This window comes from Gracilimonas sp. (assembly GCF_017641085.1).
Classification (GTDB): Bacteria; Bacteroidota; Rhodothermia; order Balneolales; family Balneolaceae; genus Gracilimonas.
This window is the reverse complement of the sequence record NZ_JAEPPI010000001.1, coordinates 565,241-589,473: the sequence shown is the minus strand read 5'-3', so window position 1 is coordinate 589,473 and position 24,233 is coordinate 565,241. Positions and strand designations below refer to the sequence as shown.

Below are 24,233 nucleotides of genomic sequence, written 5' to 3'. Positions count from 1 at the left end.
ATTACTGCTCTGTTATTTAAAACGAAAATCTTACACCAAAACGGATCGTCCTTGGATCAAGGAAATTGAAAAACCGTTGATTAGGCATATTGATATATGCTTTGTCGTCTAACACTTTATTGACAAAGCCCTTATCTGCTTCAACAAAAGATCCGTTTTCAAACTGGTAATACTTTCCTTCCTGGGTATTGTAGTACAAGGCCCGCCCGTTCGGGTTACTTATGGTTCCTAAATCTGTGGTAGCTTCAATCGGTACATACTCAACACTTGCCGGACGGTAGTCGCCGGGTTGATCGTTACCGGGAACACGAGAACTCAATAAATTTATCTCTTCAAGTTTTCCTTTTGGCAGGTGAAGTGAAGCCATGTAATCCAGGTAATCGTTACCGTCAATCAGGCCGGAATTGAAAATGCTGAAGTTTCTTCGGTTGATCACATTACTCACATCAGCAAAGAATCGAAGGTTAGATCCGTCCCCGAGGTCCACGCGTTTTGTCAATCGCAGGCTGGTTCCCCAGAAATCTCTGTATTGCAGGTTATCCACTATACCGGGAATTGAGCCTCCTCCTGTATAAGTAAACTTATCCCCTGCCCTCCAGGTAACTAATGGCACAACCTGCCAGCTACCTAAGGGGTGGCCGCCAAGAAATTCAGGTCCAACATCAGATGGTGTCTGGAAATACAATTGCAAGCGGGCATAAGGACGTGGTGTTGATCTGTTTATGTCATTATCAGCTGTTAAGCGCTCATATTGACGTTGCTCAAATGGGTTTTCATAGTTTTCAAGCGTTCCAAAAAACCCAGTCGTTTGCACATCATAGGTGTAATTAATTTCACCCCAGAAAAATCTTCCTCTTTGTTTTCTGAGAGTAAATTCTATACCGCGGATATCTTCATATGAAAATGGCCGGCTAACCGTGTAGTTGCTGTTATCACGTCCTGTAAATGAAACCTGAATAGGCTGGTTGGTCAAATCTTTATAGTAACCGCTTATTCGTATCAAATAATTATCGAATAAGTTTTGCTCATATCCGAGTTCATAAGCAACGGTTTTAGGTAAACTATTACCCGGAGCAGCAATTCGGGTTACGGTATTCGTAAAAGGCTCAACTCGGACCAGATACAGGTTTTCTGGATCCGGTAGCTGAACGAAATGTCCGTAATTAAAGAACAGCTTACTGCTTTCGGTGATTGGGAAAGAAACCCCTAAGCGTGGCTGCAGTACAACCTGAGGATCAACATCTGAAGTAGCTGCCGTGTCCAGCGCGGAAGCGTTTCCACTAGAAAATAAATCAGTAAAAGGCTCATAATCATACCACTCAACATTCGGGTCATTGTAGGTCAGGCGAAGCCCCAGGTTAGCTATCATACCACGGAACTCTAACTTATCCTGAACATATGCTCCTATTCGGTACGGAGTTGTATTCCAAACGGAGCGGGTACGGCCTGAAGGTAGCACCTTATCAAAAGAACCGTAGTTAACCCGGCTGTTTGTTCTGTTAAAATCAATCCCCGCCTTAATCAAGTTAAAGCGATCGACCTGGCTGGTGATGGCGAAATTCACATTCAGGTCAGAAACCTCACTACTATCCCGGGAGGTACTCATTCCAACTCCCATTCGCATACCGGACGCTAAGCCAAATGAGGTCTCATCAAAGAATCCAAATGGAGCTGCAGAAAAACCAACTCCTCCAAAACTAACAACATCGGAAGTATCGCGAAATCCACCGGGATTCGTGCTGTTACTTGAATAATAGTTGCTAACCTTTACTTCGTAAAATGTATTGTTGTTGATGGAGTGAGTAAACTGTGCCCCAAGATTTGCACTTACTCTTTCAGATGGCGCCCAGTAATCGGTAGCATATAATCTGGACTCAATGAAACTTACCCGTTCAATACTACCTGCAATACCGGACGGGGATACAAAGAAGCCCGGATTACCTGACTGACTGGCACCTGTACCTGTTTCCTTACTGTACAGTCCGTCAATCGACAATTTCATACCCGTTCCCACATTACTCGTTACTTTGGTCTGGAAAGTAGTTTGCTGATACCGGTCTCTTGAAAGGGGTACCATGTACATGGTCTGGGTTTGGCGAAGAGATGATGAAAACCGCAAGTCTCCTAACTTTTCACTTACAAACGGAACCGGGCCACCTACCGTCAAATCAATTTCATAATCAGGCTCGGTGATGGCAAAATCTTTTCTGTGCTGCCATAGAAAAGCCTGCTGAGCTGCCTCAGGTGTCAAATCATTTGTTGGATCGTCGTCAGCGAGAAGGTTCTGTGAAAAAGCATTCCACCCGATAAATGATGGGTAATTCTGCTGGGTGTATCGGTCCCAGGCTCCATTGTCCGTACCGGTCCAGGCCACTTCATCATCCATATAAGGACGAAGCCAGTATGAATTAGGACTATTTATATCCTGCCCTACATTTTTCTTTTGTGGAGGAGTAATACGAATCAGTCCATCTACCGTATAACGATCGGGATTACCTTCTTTACTGGTTACGTTAATCAAACCGGACCTGAGGTTACCGTATTCAGCATTAAAACCACCGGTTTGCAGCTGTACATTTTCAACTGAAGTAACACTTACTCCGGTAAAGGGACTGTTATCTCGCCCGGAACGAAGAGTAAATCCATTCAGGTTGAACGAAATCTCATCAGAGCCACTACCCCGAACGCTTAAGCCTTCAACACCGGCTTGCAGACCAACCACATCAGTTACACTGGCTACCGGAAGCGCATCTATATTTTCTTTACTGATATTAGCCTGGCTAGAGGAAACATCTTTCTTCACGACAGGTTGTTCAGCCACAACCACAACTTCTTCCCCTTCAAATGTTTGTTCCGACATTTCGATATCAATCTCGGTAGTCAGGTTGATGTTTACTTCCACCTCTTCAATAACAACCGGAGTAAATCCCACAAAAGAAGCTCTAAGGGTATATGTACCGGGCTTCACGTTTAAGATTTGAAAATATCCATCCGGTTGAGTTGCTGTTCCCTGAGTTGTTCCTTCAATAATTACGTTCACCCCCGGAAGCGGTTCCCCTTCCGTGTCGGTTACAAATCCGGTTATTTTACCGGTTTGCGCAAGAAGGGATTGAGAGATAAGCAAAAAGAAGAAGAATGATAGTAGCTTTTTAACATCCATAGACTGAAAAATTTTTTTAACAGTAGAAATCCCAAACAGGATTTTTCAGTGTTGACTGAAACCGCATAGTATAAAATTCCAATTAAGAAATAAACTTTTGTTGAAGGTTTTTTAGCAAACGGAGAAACTCACTGAATTTCGTTAATTCCTTTGCCCTAAAACCGCTTCATTTGTTTACTTCTCTCTCTTACTTATATCCCAGATACCCCTGCCACCCTTATAAAAAATTTTCTTGTATGGAACTTCTAATTCCTGCTTATGCTTTAACTATATGAATTTTAACTGACTTGCCATGAAAAAAATTTTCACCGAAAACCCGTTATTTAACACTCAGTAATCGATAAAAGGTTTGGATGAGCTGTCAAACTTACGCCCTTCCCCCTATTTGTTGTGCGCCGATTTGAGATCGAAAATTTATTATAGTGCCAAGGCTCTCAACCCAGAAAATATTCTCAAAACCATACCAAGTAACATTTTTTAAATCTTTTGTCGATAAATTTTGAGCGCGCGTTGCTAAAACAGATCCCCGATTTCAAAATATCTCAACTATTCTTAATGAAATTAATCACCAATTTTATCATCTCTATCATCCAAATTGAGTTTTAGCATCAATCCGACGATCTCGCTATAATTCGGCTCAATCAAAATTGTGCTATGAGCCTTACATATACCAACTACCTGAAAATCGACGAACTGCTTGAACTACAGCAGCTTAAATCAAACCCACCTGAACATGATGAAACCCTGTTCATCATTATCCATCAAACCTATGAGTTGTGGTTCAAGCAGATATTGCATGAATTTGGGAAGCTCCGCAAAAACCTAGAAGACGGAAACACCTGGGCTTCTCTTAAAACCATGCGGCGGGTTCTTACCATACTAAAAACCATGGTCTCCCAAATTGATATCCTGGAAACCATGACCCCTCTTGAATTCAATAGCTTTCGAAAATTCCTGGGTCAGTCGAGCGGGTTTCAATCCCTGCAGTTCCGGGAAATGGAAATCGTTTGCGGACTCCGCTTCCCCTTAATGAAAGAAGCCCATAAAGATCAGCCCAATCATATAAAGGTATTGGAGCAGCGGATGGAAGAATCCACATTGTGGGAAAGTTTTTGTGCCTACCTGAGAACGCGGGGATATAACATCCATCCCGAACGCGAAAACGAAAAGGGATTGGTTCATGAGCCTTCCGAAGAGATTCAGGAGATGTTGGTTGAAGCTATGAAAAATGATCCGGAAGCGGCTGTGATTGCAGAGCTGTTTGTGGATTATGATGAAGGACTACAGGAGTGGCGCTACCGGCACGTTAAAATGGTGGAACGAACCATCGGCACCAAGAAAGGAACCGGTGGATCGGACGGTGCCAAATACCTGCATAAAACACTGAACAATCCAATTTTCCCGGACCTTTGGGCTATCCGGGCAAATTTCTGATCTGGCTTGATTTAAAAGAGTTATTTTTAGTATTTAATGCCATCGTTTAATCGGGTAAAATTTTAGGGTACAATATGACTTGTCCAAATTGTGGAGAACAGCCATATACTTTTTTGGAATCTATATTTCCGGGTAAAGAGGAGCTCAGGAAAAATTTAAAGGGGCAATACAATTGCCGGAAATGCGGAACCGAACTAACCTTCAAAAAGAATAAATATGGTTTCTATCATTTCGAAAACAGTTTCTACGTGATTCTCAGCACGCTCATTATTTTGACACTCACCCTGACTTGGGCGGTGATTATGAATATGGAAGTTATTTTCTCAATTTCTTCGCCTGCATTGTCTTTGGCTTTACTTTTTCTCGCTGGTATAACTATCAGTTTGGGTGGAGGAGCATTGGCGAGGAAATATATAACACTCGAAATCTATGATCCTGCAAAAGAGGAACAGATTCAAAAAAAATCAGTTATGGGAATGATTGTGTTTATGGCCTATGCAGTACTTGCCATCTTTGGTTTTGGATTCCTCAGTAAATGGGCAAATGATCATTCAATAAGCACTTTACTTTTTGTTGTGGGTACACTGACTTACCTGGCCATCGTTTTAATTATCGCTCTTAAGATTATGAATTCGTCATTATTTAAGAAACTTCCGGAATAGAGCTTACTTCTTATATCCTAGTTAACAACAGAATGCGGCTTAAGAGCTCCGAGTCAACCGAAAGTTATTGATAAACAAAAAAGGGGTACATCATGAACTGTCCGAATTGCGGTAAAAAGCCTGTGGGTTTCATGGGAACGTTCTATTTGAAAGGGGTTGGTTTTAAAAGAGCCCTTCAGGGATTTTTCAGGTGTCAGCATTGTGATACCATTCTGATTCAGAAAAAAAATGATTCCGGGTTCCCTCAATTCGAAAAGCCTTTCTGGCTGATCTATCCCCTCTTTATTCTGGGTTTGCTTGGAATTACCTGGGGTGTTTTTTACTACCTCGAAAGCACCATAGGTTCTGAGCCGGTGTGGTTTTCTATTCCTGTAATAGTTGCCCTTTTCGCTTTACTATTTGTGTTAATGGACCGGACAAGAGCTCGCTATTGGGTTCTCAAAGAAACTACTTTTGAAGAATATGAAGATGAACTAAAGTCCCAAAAGCTCTCTACAAAAGGTGTTCTCGCTTTCCTGTTTTTTGGAGTTTTGGCTATCACAAGCTTCCTGTTTTTAGATGACTTTGCAGAAACGATAGACCTCACTCCCACTGTCTATACTCTATCAGCTATTGTCTATATGATGTTGGTCGTTGCAATGGCTTTTGGATTAATGAAATATCTTTCTGACGGGAATTCGGCTCAGAAAGAATGAATTATCATCCCTGCGTGTTAGCTTGATTCTTTTTAGGCAATAAGCCAAAGTAAACTTATTTTCAGGCCCAGAAACGAATCAACAGATATTTTTTCATGTCCGCAATTGACACCCTAGCCCATAAGCTTTCCCCCCATTATTCTCACTTCGATGTAGCCAACCGCCTCTTGTTTACCGGTCACTCTCACCAGGCCTGGCCGGATGTAGCCCGGGAAGGACAAACCGAATATTTTGATGTATGCGCTAAACATGTGGACAACAAATGGGACATCGCTTTTGAAAAGACGGAAATCCTCAGAAATTACCTGCGTGATTTTTATGATGATCCTGAAGGATTCTATTGTCGTGAAGAAAGCACCCATGTGCTATTCGTAAGCTGGATGAGCAGTCTGGATCTTAAAAATAAGCCAAAAATCATATCCACTGATGGTGAATTTCATTCGCTGTTTCGTCAGCTGCACAGGCTGGAAGAAGAAGGCCTGAAGTTTGTTCGAGTAGCAACTGAACCCGATGAAAGTTTTGCAGAACGTATTATTGATGAAATGGATGACCGGACATCGGCCATCATGCTTTCCCGCGTGTATTTTGAGACTTGTCTTATTAATACACACCTCACCGAAATTGCTGCAGCTGCCAGAGAAAAAGACATCCCCGTTTTAATTGATGACTACCACGGAACCAATGTTGTTCCTCTGTCTATCCGGGAAGCCGGGCTGGAGGACTGTTTTATCCTGATTGGAGGCTACAAATATTTGCAGTGGGGAGAAGCAAATTGCTTTCTTCGTTTTCCTAAAGATTGCGATTACCGTCCCGCTATAACCGGCTGGTTTGCTGCGTTCAGCTCTCTCGATAAACCCCGAACCGATGCCCCGGTGGAATATGATAACGGCAACCAGCGTTTTGCCAGCGGAACCTATGACCCTTCCTCCCAATTTCGAGCTGCCCGGGTGGTCGATTTTTTCCGGGAGCATGGATTATCTCCAACTGTTTTGCGCGAACAATACCTGACCCAAGTCGGAATGTTAAGAGAAGAATTCCTTGCCCATCAGTTTGACCAATCCTTGATTCGCCTCACCCACGAAGAGCCTCTGGAACGGAACGGCGGATTCCTTTCACTTACCTCTCCCCACGCCCGGGAAATTAGAGCTGCTCTTCTTGAAAAAGGCGTCTTCACCGATGCCCGTGGTGAAATTCTACGGTTTGGGCCTGCCCCCTATATATCCACTTCTCAGATCAATGAAGCCATAAATGAGCTTAATGCTGTTGTAAAAAATCTACCCTGAAAATTTTTTTTGTAAGGAATTCCTTTTTAGTTGCTCTAACATATATCACACATAAACAACTTTTTGGGGAAATATTTTAAATGAGTACATCTGAAATTTGTCTATCACATATATTGAACATATATTGATTCCGTTGTAAAAGAGGTGACATGAAGTGTCACTGTTGTCCATTATATTTGCCTAAAACAAATTCAAAAAACCGAATACCATGTCAAAAGACGATCGAATGAAAGCCCTCGATATTGCCGTAGGGCAAATAGAAAAACAACACGGCAAGGGAACCATCATGAAGCTGGGTTCTGAAGCTATTCAGGATATTGACGTAATATCCACCGGCTCCATCATGGTTGATTATGCACTTGGGGTGCAGGGAATTCCACGTGGACGTGTAACTGAAATTTACGGGCCGGAAGCGAGTGGTAAAACCACCCTCGCCCTTCAGGTAATTGCGGAAGCACAAAAAGCCGGCGGATATGCCGCTTTTATTGACGCTGAACACGCCTTTGATCCACGCTATGCTAAAGCTCTGGGGATTAATGTAGAAGAGCTATTGGTCTCCCAACCCGATAACGGAGAACAGGCACTCGAAATCACCGAAACTTTGATTCGGTCAGGCGCACTCGATGTAGTTGTGGTTGACTCCGTAGCCGCGCTTGTGCCACGGGCCGAACTGGAAGGTGAAATGGGAGATTCTCACATGGGGCTACAAGCTCGGCTGATGTCGCAGGCGATGAGAAAGATTACCGGAATCATCAACAAGAGCCGGACGTCCTGCATTTTCATTAACCAGGTTCGGGAGAAAATCGGGGTAATGTTTGGTAACCCGGAAACCACCACCGGTGGTCGAGCCCTTAAATTCTACTCTTCTGTTCGTATTGATATTCGCAGAATTGGCTCCATCAAAAGTGGCGACGAAGTAATCGGTAACCGAACCAAAGTCAAAATAGCTAAGAACAAAGTGGCCCCTCCTTTTAAAGTGGTCGAATTTAATATCATGTATGGAAAAGGGATTTCCCGCATTTCCGAAATTCTTGACCTTGCCGTAGAGTACGACATCATCGAGAAGCGAGGCAGCTGGTTCCGTCATGGCGGTGAACCGATCGGTCAGGGTTCCGATGCAGCAATGCAATTCCTGGAAGAAGATCCTGAATTAGCTGATAAAATTGAGCAGCAGGTTCGCGCTAAACTCCGCGGTGAAGAATTAGAGGAAGTGCAGGAGGAAAAGGGTAAGAAAAAAGACAAAGAAGCCGTTGAAGAAGAAGGATAAATACCAACGGTATTCGGAAGAAGCATTCAAACTTCTTCCGGCCCCTGTTTCCGAAATTCAGGTTCAAAAGAAAAATAGCAGCCGGTACTCTATTTTTGTTAAAAACCAATTTCTGATCGGGGTTTCCGACTCTACTCTGACAAAACTAAATCTAAAGAAAGGCGTTGAAATAACGCCTTCTTTTTTGCAGCAAATTGAGAAGCAGGAAGACCAATGGGCTGCCCGTGAATACATGTTTCGAATTCTCTCACGGCGCGACCACTCCCGCAAAGAGTTAAAAGACAAAGCCTACAAAAAAGGCTACTCGGGTAGCTTTATAGATGAAATTCTGGATGAATTTGAACAAAAGGAATACATCAACGATCGGAAGTTTGCTGAGAAATATGCCGTCGACAAGTTTGAGTTCAATGACTGGGGTCCCTATAAAATCAGAACTCAGTTATTTAAAAAGGGGATTTCAAAATCAATAGCCGAACAGGTAATTAATACTACTTTTGGAGATCAGGCGATCAAAGAAAGCATGATGACTTTAATCACCAAAAGGAAAAAGAGATACCTGAGAGAGCCGGAAGAAAAACGCCGGAAGAAAGTTTTCGACTATTTAATGAGAAAAGGGTATGATTCAGAAAATATTTTAAAGCATCTGGACGAACTTTTAGATATCATCTCATAATGGGAAATATCACATTAGAACGGGTAGTAAAATTCATTCTCGGAGCAGCGGCAATAGCTGTGGCACTGCTCATTCTATACAATTATTCTACCCTGGTTGTGTTCCTGATCCTGGCAATGATACTCAGCTACATCCTTGATCCATTTGCCAACCGGTTGCAATCAGCAGGGCTGAACCGGACGTTTGGAATTACACTGATACTGGCCACCGTAATCCTGATTCTTGTTTTTATTTCCACCAGCGTTATCCCGATTATCGCTAACCAAATGGCGGAACTAACCGCACAACTCAGTATTGAAAACATCCGCCGGATTGCGGTACAGGTTGAAAATCAGCTTACCAATAAATTTGAGTTTCTGCCTGACGGCTTCCTGGAAGAAAATATAACCGCAGTACTTAATGAGCTGTTTAATGTAAATCAGATTTCAACCATTGTAAGCGACGCCCTCAGTATTTTTACCAATATTTTTTCGGCTGTATTAGTAGTGCCTTTTGCTGCTTTCTTTTTTCTTAAAGACGGAAGTAAAATCCGCCGTGACCTCCTTCAGTTGGTCCCGAATAAGTATTTCGAGACCACACTCACCGTTATAGACAAAATTGAAAAACGTCTTGGCCTTTATTTTCGAAGCGTACTTTTCCAAAGTTTTCTGGTCGCCCTGTCTTCGTGGACTACACTGAGCGTTGCCGGATTGGATAACGCAATGTCGGTGGGGATTGCGGTCGGGCTGGCAAATACCATCCCCTACTTCGGACCTATCCTGGGATATTTTCTTTCCATCATCGTATCCATAATTGAAACCGGCAACTTCTCTTTAGTGGCAGCCTGTATCCTGGCCATATTTGTAGTTCAGATGTTGGACAACATTGTATTTCAACCCATGCTCTTCTCACGATCGGCCGACATGCATCCGGTTGCCATCCTGTTTATTATTCTGATTGGTGCTGAAACGGCAGGAATTATCGGGATGCTGGTTGCCATACCTATAGCTACAGTTGTAAAAATCACCATTACCCAGGTAAGCTGGAGCTTCAACAATTACCAGGTATTCAGGCGCGATATTTCTCAATCAACCGGTCCGCCTGGTTAGCAAGAAAGTCCTTCATTACACCCAAACATTTACTATCTTCAACGCCCAATCAGGCACTGCAAAATCCATCACTACTTTCTTGAAGAATATTGTTGTTTTTGCCTCCGGTTCGGGCACCAATTTCCAGTCAATAATAGACGCTATTCAGCGTGGCGAGCTTTCTGCCCGTATCAGCGGCCTGATAACTAACAAACCCGGAATCGGCGCCATTGAACGTGCCGAAAAAAACGACATCCCCGTAAAGGTTATCAATCCTGAAGAACCTGGCTCTGAGCAGGATTATGAAGAAGCACTGTTGCGACAATTAGAAGCCTGGGATGCAGACCTGATAGCTTTAGCCGGTTATTTGAAGAAAATTCCTTCCTCTGTCATCAAGATGTATTCCAACCGAATTCTGAATATTCACCCGTCCTTACTTCCAAAGTTTGGAGGTAAAGGGTTTTATGGTTCCAATGTACATAAAGCAGTACTTGAAGCCGGGGAAACTGAATCGGGTTGCACCGTCCATATTGTCACCGAAGAATTTGATGAAGGCCCTATTCTTGCCCAAATCAAAGTTCCGGTTCATGAAAACGATACTCCGGAAGATTTAGCTAAACGAGTATTAAAGGAAGAGCATCGACTCTATCCCCAAACCATACAGAAGCACATACAAAACTTATAAATTTCAAAACCCAAAACCGTGGCTCTTAAACCTCTCTCATCCCTTCCTAAAACACCTCTTAAAATCAACCGCGCACTGCTTTCTGTTTCTGACAAAACCGGTCTATCAGAACTTGCCAAAGCCCTTCATATTGCCGGTGTAGAAATTATATCAACAGGTGGCACGGCCAAAGCTATTGAAGCAGAAGGAATTCCGGTTAAAGATGTTTCCGAGGTTACCGGGTTTCAGGAGTGCCTGGATGGTCGGGTTAAAACCTTGCATCCTATGGTTCATGGAGGAATTTTAGCCCGTACTTCTCACGAGCCGGATGTGAATGAAATCAAAGATCTGGGAATCACTCCCATCGATTTGGTAGTTGTGAACCTTTACCCCTTCAAAAATAAAGTTGCTGAACCTGATGTTACTGCTGCCGATGCAACAGAATTTATTGACATCGGCGGACCAACCATGATCCGGGCGGCAGCCAAAAACTTTGCCCATGTTTCTATTCTGAGTTCTCCCGATCATTACGCTGATTTTATCGAGGAGCTGGAAGAAAAGATGGCGATTTCTTTTGAGAAGCGTCAAAAACTGGCCAAAGCTGCTTTTGCTCACACGGCAGATTATGACAGTGCCATTGCCAACTATTTTACGGGTTTGATTGAGGAAGAGCCTGCCCGGCAATTCAATACCTCCCTCCCGCTTTCACAGGAACTCAGGTATGGAGAAAACCCTCATCAAAAAGCGGCCGTTTATGGAAGTCAGGATGATTTTATTGATTGTTTTCATGGCAAGCAGCTTAGTTACAACAATTACCTGGATGTAGATGCCGCACTTAACATCATTTCCGATTTCGATAAGGATGAGCCCGCCTGTGCCATTATCAAGCATACCATTCCAAGCGGCGTGGGCGTGGCCGACAACCTGACCGAAGCCTATAAGAAAGCCTTCAGCACCGATAGGGTTTCTCCTTTCGGAGGCATCGTTGTTGTAAACCAGCAAATGGATATTGATACAGTAAAAGCCATTGATGAGATTTTTACTGAAATTATCATAGCCCCCGACTTTTCGGATGAAGCTCTGGAATTGCTACAGCAGAAAAAAAACAGGCGATTAATCAGGATCAAAAAGTCAGTTCGTGAAGTACAAGCTTCATCATTCCGGTCTATTTTTGGAGGATTGCTGAATCAGGATGCTGACTTGGCCCCTGCAAATCCGGATGATTTTGAAATTGTGAGTAAGCGAAAACCAACAGACCAGGAAATGAAAGACCTGCTTTTTTCATGGAAAGTAGTTCGTCATATCAAGTCTAATGCCATCGTATATGCTAAGGACGGTCGCACTTTGGGAATCGGCTCAGGACAAACAAGTCGGGTTGATTCTTCGGAAATTGCTGTTGCCAAAGCCAATAAAGAAGGACTGGATTTAAGCGGATCGGCTATAGCCTCGGATGCTTTTTTCCCTTTTGCAGATGGTGTTGAAGCAGCTGCTAAAGCCGGGGCTAAAGCAGTGATTCAACCGGGAGGCAGTATCCGAGATGAAGAAGTAATTGCCAAAGCAGATGAATATGACATGGCTATGATCTTCACCGGAAAACGTCACTTTAAGCACTGATATTTACCGCTTAAAAATGACCTTACATTTCGGTTTCATAAATTTCCTAATATTCGTTGCTTATACATTCGCAAATACAATTTCAATATTGTATTTTCTCATGATTATATCATCCCATTAAAGTTCAATTCACTTAATCAGCGCAAATGTCAGATTCCAGCGGAGCAAACCCTTCACAGTCTTCAAAAAAACAAGCTCAGAAGGGCTTTTTAGATTTTCTTTACACCGATATAGCAATTGACTTAGGAACCGCAAACACGTTGATCTACTCTCGGGGAGAAGGTATTGTCTTAAATGAGCCTTCTATTGTTGCTCTCAATCAACAGAATGTTCCTGTTGCTACAGGACATCAGGCGAGATTGATGCACGAGAAAACGCACAACAAAATCAGAACCGTACGCCCGTTAAGAGATGGCGTTATTGCTGATTTTGAAGTTGCCGAGCAGATGATCCGTGGGATGATCAAGAAAGTGAAGATGAAGTGGTATTCCACCACCCGACAAATGGTTATTTGTGTACCCAGCGGAATTACGGAAGTTGAACGCCGTGCCGTACGAGACAGCGCCGAACATGCCGGGGCCAAAGAAGTTTATCTTGTGGATGAACCCATGGCCGCTGCAATCGGAATCGGACTGGATGTTCATGAGCCGGTGGGAAGTATGATCGTGGATATCGGTGGTGGTACTACAGAAATTGCCGTAATTGCGCTATCAGGAATTGTTTATGCGCAGTCGGTTCGTTTAGGCGGTGATGAACTCAACGAAGACATCATTAACTACTTCCGAAGAAATCATAACCTCTTGATTGGTGAGCGAACGGCCGAAAAAATTAAATGTGAGATTGGTTCAGCCGCTCCTCTTGATGAAGAGCTGGAGATGATTACCAAAGGTCGTGACCTTGTAAACGGGGTTCCAAGAACACGTCACATTACTTCCAAAGATGCCCGCGAAGCTATAGCGGAATCGGTAAACACCATTGTTGAGTCGATTACAAAATCTCTGGAGCAAACTCCTCCTGAACTGTCGGCCGATATTCTGGATCGCGGAATTATGCTGACCGGAGGCGGAGCCTTGTTAAAGAATCTGGATAAACTGATCATGGAAACAACCGATCTTCCTGTCCACATTGCAGAAGATCCATTAACAGCCGTAGTTCGCGGAACCGGTGCCATACTTGAAAATCTCGAATATTACCGTCCGGTAATTTCCTAATCCCCTGGAAATGAATGCGATTTAGATCATTCAATTTAAGTGATGCTAAAGATTACATAGTTACCGCTCTTATCCTGGTTTTTGCCTTAGCCATAATGATTGGCAGGCATCAGGGCGGCATTGATACCCTGCGAAAAATTTCCGTGACGGGCCTGAGTTTGCTCGAAGAACCTTTGGCTAACATCAGGGTTTACCGCCAAGCCCTCAACACTAACACCTACCTGCAGCGCCAGAATATTTTATTGCAGGATGAACTGAGCCGGCTCCGGTCCATTGAGCAAGAGAATCGTGAGCTTCGACGTCTTCTGGGATACAGAGAGCGTAGTCAGTTTGAATTAGCTCCTGTTTCTATTGTTGGGAAGCAGTTAACAGGATCAAATAATATCCTGACCATTGATGCCGGAAGTTCTGATGGATTAGAAGACGGAATGCCCCTTGTTACTTCTGATGGATTGATCGGAAAAATTGTACTCACCGGAACTTACTACTCACAGGTGATGCCCTATTATAATTCTTTATTCAGGGTAAGTGCACGCATTCAGGAGAATCAGGCTCATGGTATTGTGAGCTGGCCGGGTGAAATATATGGTGAACTTGTGATGGACTTTGTACCCAAGACCATTCCTATTGACAGTGGCTATGTGGTGGAAACATCAGGAAACAGCAACCAATTTCCTGGTGGAATTCCTATAGGAAGGGTAATCCGGTCTGAGCCGGAACCTGGACGTGAAACCCAACGCATTTATTTAGAACCCTTTGTGATACTGGCTGATATTGCACAGGGCTTTGTCATCGAATTTCAGCCTGATACGAGTATCGTAAACCTTCAACAAGATTATAACCAGCTTTTTGAATGAGTGCAGAAACCCTAAAAGACTTTTTGATTGGCTTATGCTTCATTCTGGCTGAAGTACTCATTTTTCAGCACCTGAGCTTATTTGGAGCCACTCCCGACCCGCTGATTCTTTACCTGCTTTGGCTGGCCATGAAATACGATCGCATTAAGCTGGTGTTATTTGCTGCCTCACTTGGCCTGGTACAGGATGCCCTTTTTGACTTTTGGGGATTACACATGTTTGCCAAAACGCTGATGTGTTTTGCATTCTTTAATTTCGTGAACCAAAGAAAAGAAGGGCGTTTATTATTGTGGCAGATTTTCCTTGTTATCACTGCGGCGGCTGTTTTCCATAACCTGATTTTCCTTGGATTAAGCAGCTTCATTGAGGCTTATACAACCGGATTTAGTCCTATAATTTTTATCCTTGGAAACAGTTTATATACAGCACTGTTGGGAGCCATGCTTTTCATTTTTAAAGGAAATTAGACACAGATGTCCACCGGTCAAACAAATCGAACAAGAACTTCTATCCGGGCGCTTCAGGTTATCATACTTGGGCTTACTCTGATTGTGCTGGGGCGGATTTTCTACCTGCAGATTGTGGAGTACGAAGTGTACGCCGCTCTGGGTCAGGAAAACTCCGTTCGGCAGGAATATGTAGATCCTGCACGCGGTTTGATTTATGACCGAAACGGAAATCTTATTGTCGATAATGAGCCCATATTTTCGATCACCATCACCCCTTCCCTTTTCGATAAAAGTAACATTCCATTGCTTGCTGATTTACTTGGAGTTTCTGACTCCCTCTTAAACACCAAGGTTCAGGAAGCTCAACAGTATTCCTGGCATCGTACTTCCCGGTTGTTTACAGAGATAGATTTCCCCACGTTCTCGGCTGTTCAGGAAAACCTGTGGCAGCTGCCCGGAATTGGTCATCAGATAGAGAGTAAACGTCACTATCCCACCGAGATGAAAGCCTCGCACCTCCTTGGATATTTACGGGAAGCCAATGAAAACGAATATCGGCAATCTGAGACCATCCGTCTTGGCGACAAAATTGGCAAAAGCGGCCTTGAGATGATCTATGAAGACTCATTGCGCGGAGAACTGGGCATCAGGTACCTCAAAGTAAATGCTTTTGGACAAGCTCTTGGAGAGTTTGAAGGGAATGAAATTGGCCGCAATCCCGAGCAGGGGAGCAATATCATCACCACTATAGATACGGAGCTACAGATATTTGCTGAAAAGCTGATGGAAGGTAAACGCGGAGCTGTGGTTGCTATGAACCCAAATACCGGAGCCATTCTTGCCATGGTCAGCTCTCCTACTTACGACCTTAGCAAACTCGCCGGACGGCTGGATCAGGATTACTGGCAGGCAATTAATGCGGATTCAACAACTCCCCTGTATAACCGGGCCATTTCAAGCCGTCAACCCCCGGGCTCTACCTTTAAGCCGTTAATGGGAATCATCGGTTTGCACATGGGAATCATCACCCCGCAAACAAAAATTTATAACAGCGGAGCTTATGTGCGCGGGCGGGCCTACCGAGATTTAGCTCCCGTTGGCGAGTATGACCTGAAAAAAGCCATCACTTTTTCCAGTAACACCTATTTCTTTTCGCTGATGGATAAGATCGCTTCTCAGGGCAAGCTTAATGAATGGAGCAGCCTGGTTAAAGATTTCGGTTTGGGTGTAGCCAGTAATGTAGATCTGCCTAACGCCAATTCGGGCCTCATCCCGGACAGCACGTACCTGAACAGACGGCTTGGGGAACGAAGATGGGGGCTCGGAGATCTTATCAACTTTGGAGTTGGGCAAGGAATGGTTTCTGTTTCCCCTATTCAAATTGCTCAAATGACCAGCATTTTTGCCAACGGAGGGTATCGGGTAAAACCTCATTTAGTGCAGGTTTTCAAGCATCCGGATGGATCCATTAGCCGCGTACGCACCGAAAGTACGAAAATTGACTGGCTGCGGGATGAGTACCTTGAAGTGGTTAAAGCCGGGATGCGTGGTGTTGTGACAGAAGGAAGCGGACGCTGGTATGCCAATCATCCTAATATTGAAATTGCCGGGAAAACCGGAACGGCCCAAAACCCACATGGCATGGACCACGGATGGTTTACCTCCTACGCTCCGCTTGACAATCCTGAAATTGTTGTTACCGCATTTGTTGAGAATGCCGGCTTTGCTTCCACATCGGCAGCCCCCATCGCCTCTCTGGTAATTGAGAAGTATCTGCAGGGCGAAATAACCCGGCCTTACGTTTATAATTACGTACTGAACTTTGAGCCCAAAGAAGAGGAAGACGAACAACCTGCCCCACAACTAAATCAGCCCGCACAGAATGAATAACATCAGAGAATTTAGCTGGTCTGTAGTTTTCGCCTGGGTGGTGCTGTTCACCATTGGTATTGTAGCTATTTACAGTGCTACACAGGGCCCGGTGTCCCAGTTTTTGCCGGAATACATTCAGGACAATTTCTATAAGCAACTCATCTTTGTTTCCCTTTCCGTATTTATGCTGGCAGCGGTTCAGCTAATATCTCCGAGAAACTTCATTCAGCTTTCTTACGCCTTTTACGCCATCTGTTTAGTGCTAATGGTGATAACCCTCTATTTTGGTACCGAAGTAAATGGTGCCAAAAGCTGGCTGCGTTTTGGGCCATTTAACCTGCAAACCAGTGAGTTAATGAAGATTGCCACGATCCTGGCTACGGCAAATTATCTTACAAGTCGCCGGGATATTTCTGCAGAGAATGTTCGTTACGCTGTTATTTCTGTGATCATAATTTTGATACCAACCATTCTCGTTTTCATGCAAAACGATCTTGGAACGGCATTGATTTTTCTGACGCTGATTCCCGTCATGCTGTTCTGGTCCGGGTTACCTTACGGAGTTTCGCTCTTCATCATATCTCCGGCCATCATCGCATATTTATCGGTTATAGAATGGTATTATGGTGTGATTGCAGCCGTAATTTTGACGGCCGCCATCTTCTTTATTCAGCGAAGAGTCTGGTTATCCATCACATCCCTCATCACCGGCTTGCTGACTACCTCAGGGGTACAGCTGGCACTTACTCAGCTGCTGCAACCTCATCAAATTGCCCGCATTGCCGCATTTACAAATCCTGCTTACGACCCTACCGGGGCAGGATGGAATGTAATTCAGGCGAAAACAGCCATTGGCTCAGGCGGATTAACCGGCAAAGGATTTTTAGAGGGAACCCAAACTCAGCTTAAATTTTTACCGGAGCAGTGGACCGACTTTATTTTTTGTGTGATTGGAGAAGAATTTGGCTTTGTGGGTGCTGCAATTGTAATCATTACCTTCCTTTTCTTATTCATCCGCTTGTTGAACATGGCTGGCAGCCATAAGCACCCTTTTGCTCAGTTGGTAACGGTGAGTGTTGCCTCTGTCTTTTTTGTGCATTTCTTTATCAATGTGGGGAGTGCTTCTGCCCTTCTCCCGGTAATCGGCTTGCCGCTTCCATTTGTAAGTTATGGCGGGTCGGCCTTTATCACCAACACCCTTATGTTGGCCATATGTTTAAATATGGACTTCTATAAACGGGATTTCAGCATCTACCGCTAAAGCAGATTTACTTTGAAGGTCGCTTTTTGGAAGTGCCTAACTTGAAGGAGGTCCGGTGATGTACGGTATAGCCAAATTCTTTCAATCCTTTTTTATGAGTGGCTGTAGGATAACCGACATTTGTATCCCAACCATATTCCGGAAATTGTTCGTGGAGTTTTCGCATCAAATCATCCCTGTAAACCTTTGCCAGAATGGATGCAGCCGCAATACTCATCGACCGGTCGTCCCCTTTTACCAAACACGTGTAAGGTATCAGCGAACTAATGTATCGATTGCCATCCACCAGCAAATAATCCGGGGTAATTTTGGTGGCATCAACACATTTCTGCATGGTGTGAAGTGAAGCCCAGAGAATATTCAACTTGTCAATTTCAGCAATACTTCCTTCCTGAACTGTCCACAGCAAGGCTTCCTCTTTTATTTGCTTTGCCAGCCTGTTTCGTTCTTCTTCTCCAATCCCTTTACTGTCTCTTATCTCCGGTATGTCTGTATCTGGATGAAATACCACTCCGGCAGCTACAACCGGTCCCGCCAAGCATCCGCGGCCTACTTCATCCAGTCCCATTACATGCGTGTAGCCTTCTGCCCACAATTGTCGTTCAAATTTTAACCGGTCGATGATATGCTTTTCTTCGTTCCTGATTTCGCATTGAATATATTCATGTATTCTATTCTTTTCTGAATTAATGGAACTCATTTGCTCCACTTAGTATTTGATATGAAAAAGGGATCTGATTATGCACTTTAAATATTTCGAGTGGGATGAGCGATTTGCCAAGACAAATGGGAAATCTCCGTTCGATACTTTGTGGGACTTGTTTCAACAGCTGCTAACTATATCCAGCGGGGAAGTGAAACAAGCTCTGAACTGGCTTACCGATCTCGATAATGAATATGACATTACCGGACAGTTTGATGATGGCTATTCTTTGGGTGATTTCATTGATGAACTGAAGGAAAGAGGCTATATCGAAAATGATGGTGGTAGTGCCGGTTTCATCATGACCAAAAAAACGGAGCGCAGCCTCAGAAAACGTTCACTGGAAGAAATTTTTAAAGACCTTGAGAAAGGTGGAGTAGGATCGCACAAAACGCCCCACACCGGTAAAGGATTGGAACGCCAGCCGGAGACCCGAAAATGGACGCAGGGCGATGACATCGGGCAAATAGACAGCGTGGGCACTATGTTGAACATGCTGAACCATAGTAGCATTGACGCTTTCAACCTACAGGAAGATGATCTGGAAGTTTATGAAACCGATCACTACACATCTAATGCTACGGTTCTGCTAATCGATTTGAGTCACTCTATGATACTATATGGCGAAGACCGCATCACACCGGCCAAAAAAGTGGCTATGGCCCTTTCAGAACTTATCATGAATAACTATGCCAAGGATTCTCTGGATATAGTAGCGTTTGGCAACGAAGCCTGGAAAATTTCCGTGGATGATCTGCCTTATTTAAAAGTGGGTCCATATCACACCAACACCAAGCAAGGTCTTGAAGTGGCACGTCATATTCTTCAGCGTAAAAAGTACGCCAACAAACAGATTTTTATGATAACCGACGGGAAGCCGTCCTGTATGATTGAAAACGGCAGACTTTATAAGAACAGCTTTGGGCTGGATCGTAAAATCGTCAATAAGGTACTTGACGAAGCCGTGAAATGCCGCAGAGATCAAATTACTATCACCACCTTCATGATTGCGCAAGATCCTTATCTACAAAGTTTTGTGCGGGAAATGACGGAAGCCAACAAAGGAAAAGCCTACTTTGCCTCTCTTGATAATTTAGGCGGATATATTTTTGAGGATTATATCCGGAATCGGAAAAAAAATGTGAAATAAAAAAAGCCGCCCAGAATTGAACGGCTTCTCAAAGTAATGTTGGATACGTATTCGCTTAGTTGAATACACCCAGTTCCTGCATTACCGCGTCGGTAATATCATATTTAGACTGGTATTCATCAGAAGCATAAAGAATAATCAGGTCACCGCTTGAGGTGGTTGTATTCAATACATAAGTCAGGCCTTTTTCTTTGGCTACCGCGTCAATGGCTGTACCAATTTGTGTAAACATAGGGCCTAACAGTTCCTGGCGGCGCTGCTGAAGTGCTTGCTCTGCTTCACGCTGAGCTGTACTTAAATCCTGCTGCAGCTGAGCCAGACGCTCTTGTTCTCTTTGGTTAGCTTCCTGTGTTCTTACGCCTGCTTTTTGCTCATACTCAGCAACCTGCTGTTGAAAATCCTGCTCTTTCTGAAGCAGTTCCTGCTGCTTCTGTTCTGCAAAATTTTGCAGTCTTTTCTGTATCGCAGCCATTTCCGGCATTTTAGCAAGCACAGCTTGCGGGTTTACGTAACCGATTTTCATTTCTGCTTCCTGTGCCTTGGCAACATCCATGGATGAAAAGGCAATCAAAAAGGAAACAAGTAATAAGCTTAATTTCTTCATTTGTATCGTTTTATTGGCTTTGATTATTTTAATTTTGCTATAATTTCGTCGGTGATGTCGAGACCTTCATTTTCTGCAAAAAAGATAATGGCGTCTCCGTAAGAAGTTCCTTCATTAAGTACCAGGTCAAGGTCCATCTCCTGTGCAACTTCTTCCATTGCTGCATTCATCTTTTCGATGATGGGGGCCATTAATTCATTTCGCTTTTGGCGAATTTCATTCATCATGGTCTCACGATCCTGCTCAAACTCCTGGTTCATTTCCATCAACTCCTGCTCTTTAACTGCTCTTTCCTGCTGAGAAAGATTGGCCATGGAAGACTCGTAGTTAGAGAAAATTTGTTGCAGGTCGGTGGCTTTTGCAGCCAGCTCCTCATCTCTTTGGTCAATCAGGGTATTAATTTGTTCGTCAACCTCTTCTACTTCAGGAAGTTGGCTAAGTACACGGGCGGGATTGGTGTAACCGATTTTCACCTGTGCCATAGCATCCTGGAGCGCAAAAACGCTCAGGAAAAGGATAATTGCGGTAATTCTTTTACTCATGTTTGTGGATCTGTCGTTTTTTCTAATTTAAAAGTTTTTTCAGTCAATTGTCGTTACTGTTCTTCTACCTCGATTCCCAGTTCCAACAAAATATCATCATTTAAATTGTATTCATTATTGGCATACACCATATAGATGTCGCCTGAACGGTCGAATACAAAATCAAAACTCTGCTGCTGAGCCACTGCTCGTACAGCTGTAAAAACCTGGCGTTGTATAGGCTCTAACAATTCACGCTGCCGGGAAAAATACTCTCCCTCAGGTCCAAATTTCTGGGCAAGGTATTGCTCTTTTTGTCTCTTCTTTTGAGCTATTTCCTGCTTTTTTTGATTACGAATTTCATCAGTATATAGTATTTCTTTGGCTTCATAGTCTTCCTGAAGCTGCTGAATCTCATTCTCCATCTCTTCTACCTGCTCCTTCCACTGGGTGCTCAGTAAATCCAGCTGCTGCTGAATCCCCTCATACTCCGGTATCTGCTGAAGAATGTAATCAGACTCATAAAATCCGATTTTTTGCTCCTGCGCCCATATAGATTGAGATAGTCCCGCAACCAGAGCAGCAATAAATAAATACTTATACAATCGCATTAGAACGGTGCTCCTATGTTAAATAAGAATTCCCAGTTCCCCGGCTGTACATCAGCACTGTTTGGTACCGTAACGCCATCAAGACGATAACCGTAACTCAGGTCAACCAAGCCCAGCACGGGAAGGTATAATCGAACTCCCAAACCGGCTGATCTTTTTACACGGAAGGGATCGAAATCATTGAAGTCAAGATATGAATTACCTGCGTCGGTGAAAACGTAAGGAATAATCTGAACCTGTTCGTTGGAAACGGCCGGATATCTCATTTCAAGTGAATACTTACTATACATTGTTCCGGCTACTTTTCTGCCATCAACAATCGGAGAAATACTGGTTGTGGTACCACCGGGGTAACCACGCAGGTCAATGTTATCATACAAAAAGCTTTGACGCTGTTGTAACTGCGTACCACCAACTAAAAACTTATTCAGCTCACTTCGCTTGTCATCAGTAAAGTAACCGATGTATCCATATTGCACCTGACTGGTTAACACAAGCTTTTCAACAACCGGCACATGATGCTGGTAGGCCGATGTCAATTTATAATATTCAGAGAATCCCGGCAGTGGAGGGGCCGCTTCAAACGAAAGCGTAAATTTAGAACCCGTCATCGGAGAAATTGGGTTATCAACAGAATTTCTTTCCAGCACTTGCTCAAAGGTTAACAGGCTGGAAGTTCCGTCTGCAAGGAAAGAAGAGTTCCCTTCAATATTGTATAACTGGTAGCCGATAATTGACTGTGTAGAGAAATAATCATCCGGCCACTTCAAACGCTTACCCATGGAAACTGAGCTTGAAAACAGCTCATTTCTTTCCGTGGAACCTCTGTAGTTCAACAAGTTATAAGATACATTCACCCCAACCGATGTAGGCTTACCCTGGAACCATGGCTCCTGGAAACCAAAACTGTAGCTCTGATAACCTGTACCGGTAACCTGAACACCCAATGATAATTTCTGTCCATCACCGGAAGGGATTGGAGTCCAGCCGCCATCTTCAAAAGCACGTTTTAACGAGAAGTTATTGAAGTTAACCCGGGCAGAGAGAATCACACCAATACTCGGGCCACCATAACCACCGGAAAACTCAAAGTTACTGGTACTTTGGCTGTCATCTAAGCGATAATTGATGTCAACGGTTTTATCTTCACGGTTCGGTAAAATATCGGGTTGAATGTTTTGCGGATCAAAAAAGCCCAGCGTACCAAGTTCACGAATGGTTCGGATAACGGCATCTCTGCTGTAGCGATTTCCGGGAGTGGTTCTCAACGTACGGCGTACTACATCATCGTGAGTTCGTGTATTTCCGGAGAAGCTTACGTGGCGAATAGTGGCAATTTCATCCTCATAAATATCAAAGTGGATATCGAGAGAGTCTTCAGCAACTTTCGTAACATTTGGAACAGCCCTGAAAAACAGGTATCCGTTATTTTGGTACAAACTGCTAACGCTGCTTTCGCCAAAGCTGTAATTTTCTTCAAATTTGTTCTGGTTGAAAATGTCCCCTTTCTCAAAACCCAGCACCTGTGTGAGCGTTTCATTGGAGTAAACCGTATTTCCGTCCCAGGTGATATCACGGACTTTATATTGCGGGCCTTCTTCAATAGTCACCACTACCTTGAGTCCGGTTTTATCTTTGAATAATCCGTCATGCTCGTACGTGTACACCGAATCTTTTATAATTCGGGCATCGGTGAATCCATTTTCACGGTAGAAGGTTAACACACTTTCCTTTCCCTCTTCAAATTCTTCTTCTTTAAATACCTTTTTGCCAAAAATTTTCCACCAGGCATCTTCCTTAAGTGGCTTTATTTGACGACGCAGCTTTCGGTCTTTGAACTCATCAGCACCTTTAAAAACAATGTCCTTAACCTCTAACCGTTCTCCCGGCTTGATGTCAAAAATGAGTCGAACACGGTCTTCCACCCCTTCCACTTCTTTTGTGCTGGTTTCAATTTCCGTGTACCAATACCCTTTATCTTCGTAAAAACGTCGGATCGTGTTCTTGGCCTGACCAATAGCGGATTCAGTAATTACCGTTCCGGGGGTTAAAACCAGCAAATCTTCCAAATCACGTCGCTCTGAACGCTTAATACCCTTTAACTTATACTCCAGGATGCGTGCCTGCTCCTCTACTTTAATAAGAAAACTGATTCCGGTAGAAGTTCGATCTGTAACAAAAATCTTGATATCTGAAAAGAGTCCTGACCGGTAAAGTCGGCTGATTGCTCTTGTCAGTTTATCTCCACCCGGATAGGTAATGGAGCTTCCCTCAACCAGCGTACTGGCATTTTTAATGAATTGCTCGCGGGTGTTTTTATTCCCTTCAACCGTTACCTCCATAATTTGATACTCGGCCGGGGTGAGTGTAGTGGGGTCGGTTAATTCAATATCCTGAGCCTGTAAAAGATGAGAAGTGAAGCCGAACGTCAATAAGGTTGCAAAAAGTAATCTTTTCAAAAGTAACAACACGCCT

At 43.7% G+C, this 24,233-nt stretch carries 21 protein-coding genes; 15 read left to right on the top strand and 6 right to left on the bottom strand.

The features are described from left to right. Window positions 1-16: 16 nt before the first annotated feature. The gene (locus JJ941_RS02395) at window positions 17-3,160 is read right to left on the bottom strand and encodes a TonB-dependent receptor (protein WP_290961951.1); all 3,144 of its coding nucleotides are present in this window, start codon (window positions 3,158-3,160) and stop codon (window positions 17-19) included. Between the two features lie 654 nt (window positions 3,161-3,814). Between JJ941_RS02395 and JJ941_RS02390 the strand changes: the two genes are divergently transcribed. The 14 genes from JJ941_RS02390 (at window position 3,815) to rodA (ending at window position 18,169) form a co-directional block, all read left to right on the top strand. Then, window positions 3,815-4,594 (top strand): tryptophan 2,3-dioxygenase family protein, encoded by a 780-nt coding sequence (locus tag JJ941_RS02390; RefSeq protein WP_290961947.1) that lies wholly within the window; start codon window positions 3,815-3,817, stop codon window positions 4,592-4,594. Window positions 4,595-4,842: 248 nt separating this feature from the next. Continuing rightward, window positions 4,843-5,256, top strand: coding sequence for a hypothetical protein (locus JJ941_RS02385; RefSeq protein WP_290961944.1), 414 nt, complete (start codon window positions 4,843-4,845; stop codon window positions 5,254-5,256). Between the two features lie 92 nt (window positions 5,257-5,348). Then, window positions 5,349-5,951, top strand: a complete 603-nt coding sequence (locus JJ941_RS02380) for a hypothetical protein (protein ID WP_290961941.1) — start codon at window positions 5,349-5,351, stop codon at window positions 5,949-5,951. A gap of 95 nt (window positions 5,952-6,046) precedes the next feature. Next, a complete protein-coding gene (locus tag JJ941_RS02375) occupies window positions 6,047-7,234 on the top strand; it encodes a hypothetical protein (protein WP_290961938.1) in 1,188 nt (395 codons plus the stop codon). A gap of 208 nt (window positions 7,235-7,442) precedes the next feature. After that, a complete protein-coding gene (gene recA / locus JJ941_RS02370) occupies window positions 7,443-8,501 on the top strand; it encodes a recombinase RecA (protein ID WP_290961935.1) in 1,059 nt (352 codons plus the stop codon). Beyond that, window positions 8,485-9,174 carry a RecX family transcriptional regulator gene (locus JJ941_RS02365; protein WP_290961933.1) on the top strand — a complete coding sequence of 230 codons (690 nt, stop codon included), beginning with the start codon at window positions 8,485-8,487 and terminating at the stop codon, window positions 9,172-9,174. Before recA ends, JJ941_RS02365 begins: the two co-directional genes overlap by 17 nt. Further along, a complete protein-coding gene (locus tag JJ941_RS02360) occupies window positions 9,174-10,262 on the top strand; it encodes an AI-2E family transporter (RefSeq protein ID WP_290961931.1) in 1,089 nt (362 codons plus the stop codon). The genes JJ941_RS02365 and JJ941_RS02360 overlap by 1 nt, the downstream gene beginning before the upstream one ends. Window positions 10,263-10,341: 79 nt before the next feature. Next, the gene (gene purN, locus JJ941_RS02355; RefSeq protein ID WP_290961928.1) at window positions 10,342-10,926 is read left to right on the top strand and encodes a phosphoribosylglycinamide formyltransferase; all 585 of its coding nucleotides are present in this window, start codon (window positions 10,342-10,344) and stop codon (window positions 10,924-10,926) included. An 18-nt stretch (window positions 10,927-10,944) separates the two neighbouring features. Next, complete coding sequence (gene purH, locus JJ941_RS02350) at window positions 10,945-12,519, top strand: bifunctional phosphoribosylaminoimidazolecarboxamide formyltransferase/IMP cyclohydrolase (RefSeq protein WP_290961924.1); 1,575 nt, start codon at window positions 10,945-10,947, stop codon at window positions 12,517-12,519. Window positions 12,520-12,665: 146 nt separating this feature from the next. Beyond that, window positions 12,666-13,730 carry a rod shape-determining protein gene (locus JJ941_RS02345; protein WP_255134876.1) on the top strand — a complete coding sequence of 355 codons (1,065 nt, stop codon included), beginning with the start codon at window positions 12,666-12,668 and terminating at the stop codon, window positions 13,728-13,730. Between the two features lie 14 nt (window positions 13,731-13,744). Then, window positions 13,745-14,587: a rod shape-determining protein MreC gene (gene mreC, locus JJ941_RS02340; RefSeq protein ID WP_290961920.1), complete on the top strand. Its 843-nt coding sequence runs from the start codon at window positions 13,745-13,747 to the stop codon at window positions 14,585-14,587. After that, window positions 14,584-15,054 carry a rod shape-determining protein MreD gene (gene mreD, locus JJ941_RS02335; RefSeq protein ID WP_290961917.1) on the top strand — a complete coding sequence of 157 codons (471 nt, stop codon included), beginning with the start codon at window positions 14,584-14,586 and terminating at the stop codon, window positions 15,052-15,054. The genes mreC and mreD overlap by 4 nt, the downstream gene beginning before the upstream one ends. A gap of 6 nt (window positions 15,055-15,060) precedes the next feature. Beyond that, entirely contained in the window at window positions 15,061-16,926 is a 1,866-nt protein-coding gene (gene mrdA, locus JJ941_RS02330; RefSeq protein ID WP_290961914.1) for a penicillin-binding protein 2, read from the top strand. Next, window positions 16,919-18,169 carry a rod shape-determining protein RodA gene (gene rodA, locus JJ941_RS02325; RefSeq protein WP_255134880.1) on the top strand — a complete coding sequence of 417 codons (1,251 nt, stop codon included), beginning with the start codon at window positions 16,919-16,921 and terminating at the stop codon, window positions 18,167-18,169. The genes mrdA and rodA overlap by 8 nt, the downstream gene beginning before the upstream one ends. Window positions 18,170-18,176: 7 nt before the next feature. Here the strand turns inward: rodA and JJ941_RS02320 are convergent, their stop codons facing one another. Then, on the bottom strand, window positions 18,177-18,869 hold the full coding sequence (locus tag JJ941_RS02320) for a ribonuclease HII (RefSeq protein ID WP_290961910.1): 693 nt from the start codon (window positions 18,867-18,869) through the stop codon (window positions 18,177-18,179). A gap of 40 nt (window positions 18,870-18,909) precedes the next feature. Between JJ941_RS02320 and JJ941_RS02315 the strand changes: the two genes are divergently transcribed. Continuing rightward, window positions 18,910-20,022, top strand: a complete 1,113-nt coding sequence (locus JJ941_RS02315; RefSeq protein WP_290961908.1) for a hypothetical protein — start codon at window positions 18,910-18,912, stop codon at window positions 20,020-20,022. A gap of 55 nt (window positions 20,023-20,077) precedes the next feature. On the opposite strand, the gene JJ941_RS02310 is transcribed toward JJ941_RS02315, so the two are convergent. The 4 genes from JJ941_RS02310 to bamA are packed head-to-tail and all read right to left on the bottom strand — an operon-like array spanning window position 20,078 to window position 24,217. Then, complete coding sequence (locus JJ941_RS02310; RefSeq protein ID WP_255134883.1) at window positions 20,078-20,626, bottom strand: OmpH family outer membrane protein; 549 nt, start codon at window positions 20,624-20,626, stop codon at window positions 20,078-20,080. Window positions 20,627-20,649: 23 nt separating this feature from the next. Beyond that, the gene (locus tag JJ941_RS02305; protein ID WP_290961903.1) at window positions 20,650-21,168 is read right to left on the bottom strand and encodes an OmpH family outer membrane protein; all 519 of its coding nucleotides are present in this window, start codon (window positions 21,166-21,168) and stop codon (window positions 20,650-20,652) included. Window positions 21,169-21,221: 53 nt separating this feature from the next. Continuing rightward, a complete protein-coding gene (locus JJ941_RS02300; protein ID WP_290961900.1) occupies window positions 21,222-21,758 on the bottom strand; it encodes an OmpH family outer membrane protein in 537 nt (178 codons plus the stop codon). Beyond that, entirely contained in the window at window positions 21,758-24,217 is a 2,460-nt protein-coding gene (bamA, locus tag JJ941_RS02295; protein WP_290961897.1) for an outer membrane protein assembly factor BamA, read from the bottom strand. Before bamA ends, JJ941_RS02300 begins: the two co-directional genes overlap by 1 nt. Window positions 24,218-24,233: the final 16 nt, after the last annotated feature.

Bases quoted from the DNA above. Each gene is read 5' to 3' on its own strand.
- JJ941_RS02310 (WP_255134883.1), bottom strand. From the start codon at position 20,626: ATGAAGAAATTAAGCTTATTACTTGTTTCCTTTTTGATTGCCTTTTCA.
- JJ941_RS02300 (WP_290961900.1), bottom strand. From the start codon at position 21,758: ATGCGATTGTATAAGTATTTATTTATTGCTGCTCTGGTTGCGGGACTA.
- JJ941_RS02305 (WP_290961903.1), bottom strand. From the start codon at position 21,168: ATGAGTAAAAGAATTACCGCAATTATCCTTTTCCTGAGCGTTTTTGCG.
- JJ941_RS02375 (WP_290961938.1), top strand. From the start codon at position 6,047: ATGTCCGCAATTGACACCCTAGCCCATAAGCTTTCCCCCCATTATTCT.
- mreD (WP_290961917.1), top strand. From the start codon at position 14,584: ATGAGTGCAGAAACCCTAAAAGACTTTTTGATTGGCTTATGCTTCATT.
- mreC (WP_290961920.1), top strand. From the start codon at position 13,745: ATGCGATTTAGATCATTCAATTTAAGTGATGCTAAAGATTACATAGTT.
- mrdA (WP_290961914.1), top strand. From the start codon at position 15,061: ATGTCCACCGGTCAAACAAATCGAACAAGAACTTCTATCCGGGCGCTT.
- recA (WP_290961935.1), top strand. From the start codon at position 7,443: ATGTCAAAAGACGATCGAATGAAAGCCCTCGATATTGCCGTAGGGCAA.
- JJ941_RS02380 (WP_290961941.1), top strand. From the start codon at position 5,349: ATGAACTGTCCGAATTGCGGTAAAAAGCCTGTGGGTTTCATGGGAACG.
- JJ941_RS02395 (WP_290961951.1), bottom strand. From the start codon at position 3,160: ATGGATGTTAAAAAGCTACTATCATTCTTCTTCTTTTTGCTTATCTCT.
- JJ941_RS02360 (WP_290961931.1), top strand. From the start codon at position 9,174: ATGGGAAATATCACATTAGAACGGGTAGTAAAATTCATTCTCGGAGCA.
- JJ941_RS02390 (WP_290961947.1), top strand. From the start codon at position 3,815: ATGAGCCTTACATATACCAACTACCTGAAAATCGACGAACTGCTTGAA.
- rodA (WP_255134880.1), top strand. From the start codon at position 16,919: ATGAATAACATCAGAGAATTTAGCTGGTCTGTAGTTTTCGCCTGGGTG.
- JJ941_RS02320 (WP_290961910.1), bottom strand. From the start codon at position 18,869: ATGAGTTCCATTAATTCAGAAAAGAATAGAATACATGAATATATTCAA.
- JJ941_RS02315 (WP_290961908.1), top strand. From the start codon at position 18,910: ATGCACTTTAAATATTTCGAGTGGGATGAGCGATTTGCCAAGACAAAT.
- JJ941_RS02345 (WP_255134876.1), top strand. From the start codon at position 12,666: ATGTCAGATTCCAGCGGAGCAAACCCTTCACAGTCTTCAAAAAAACAA.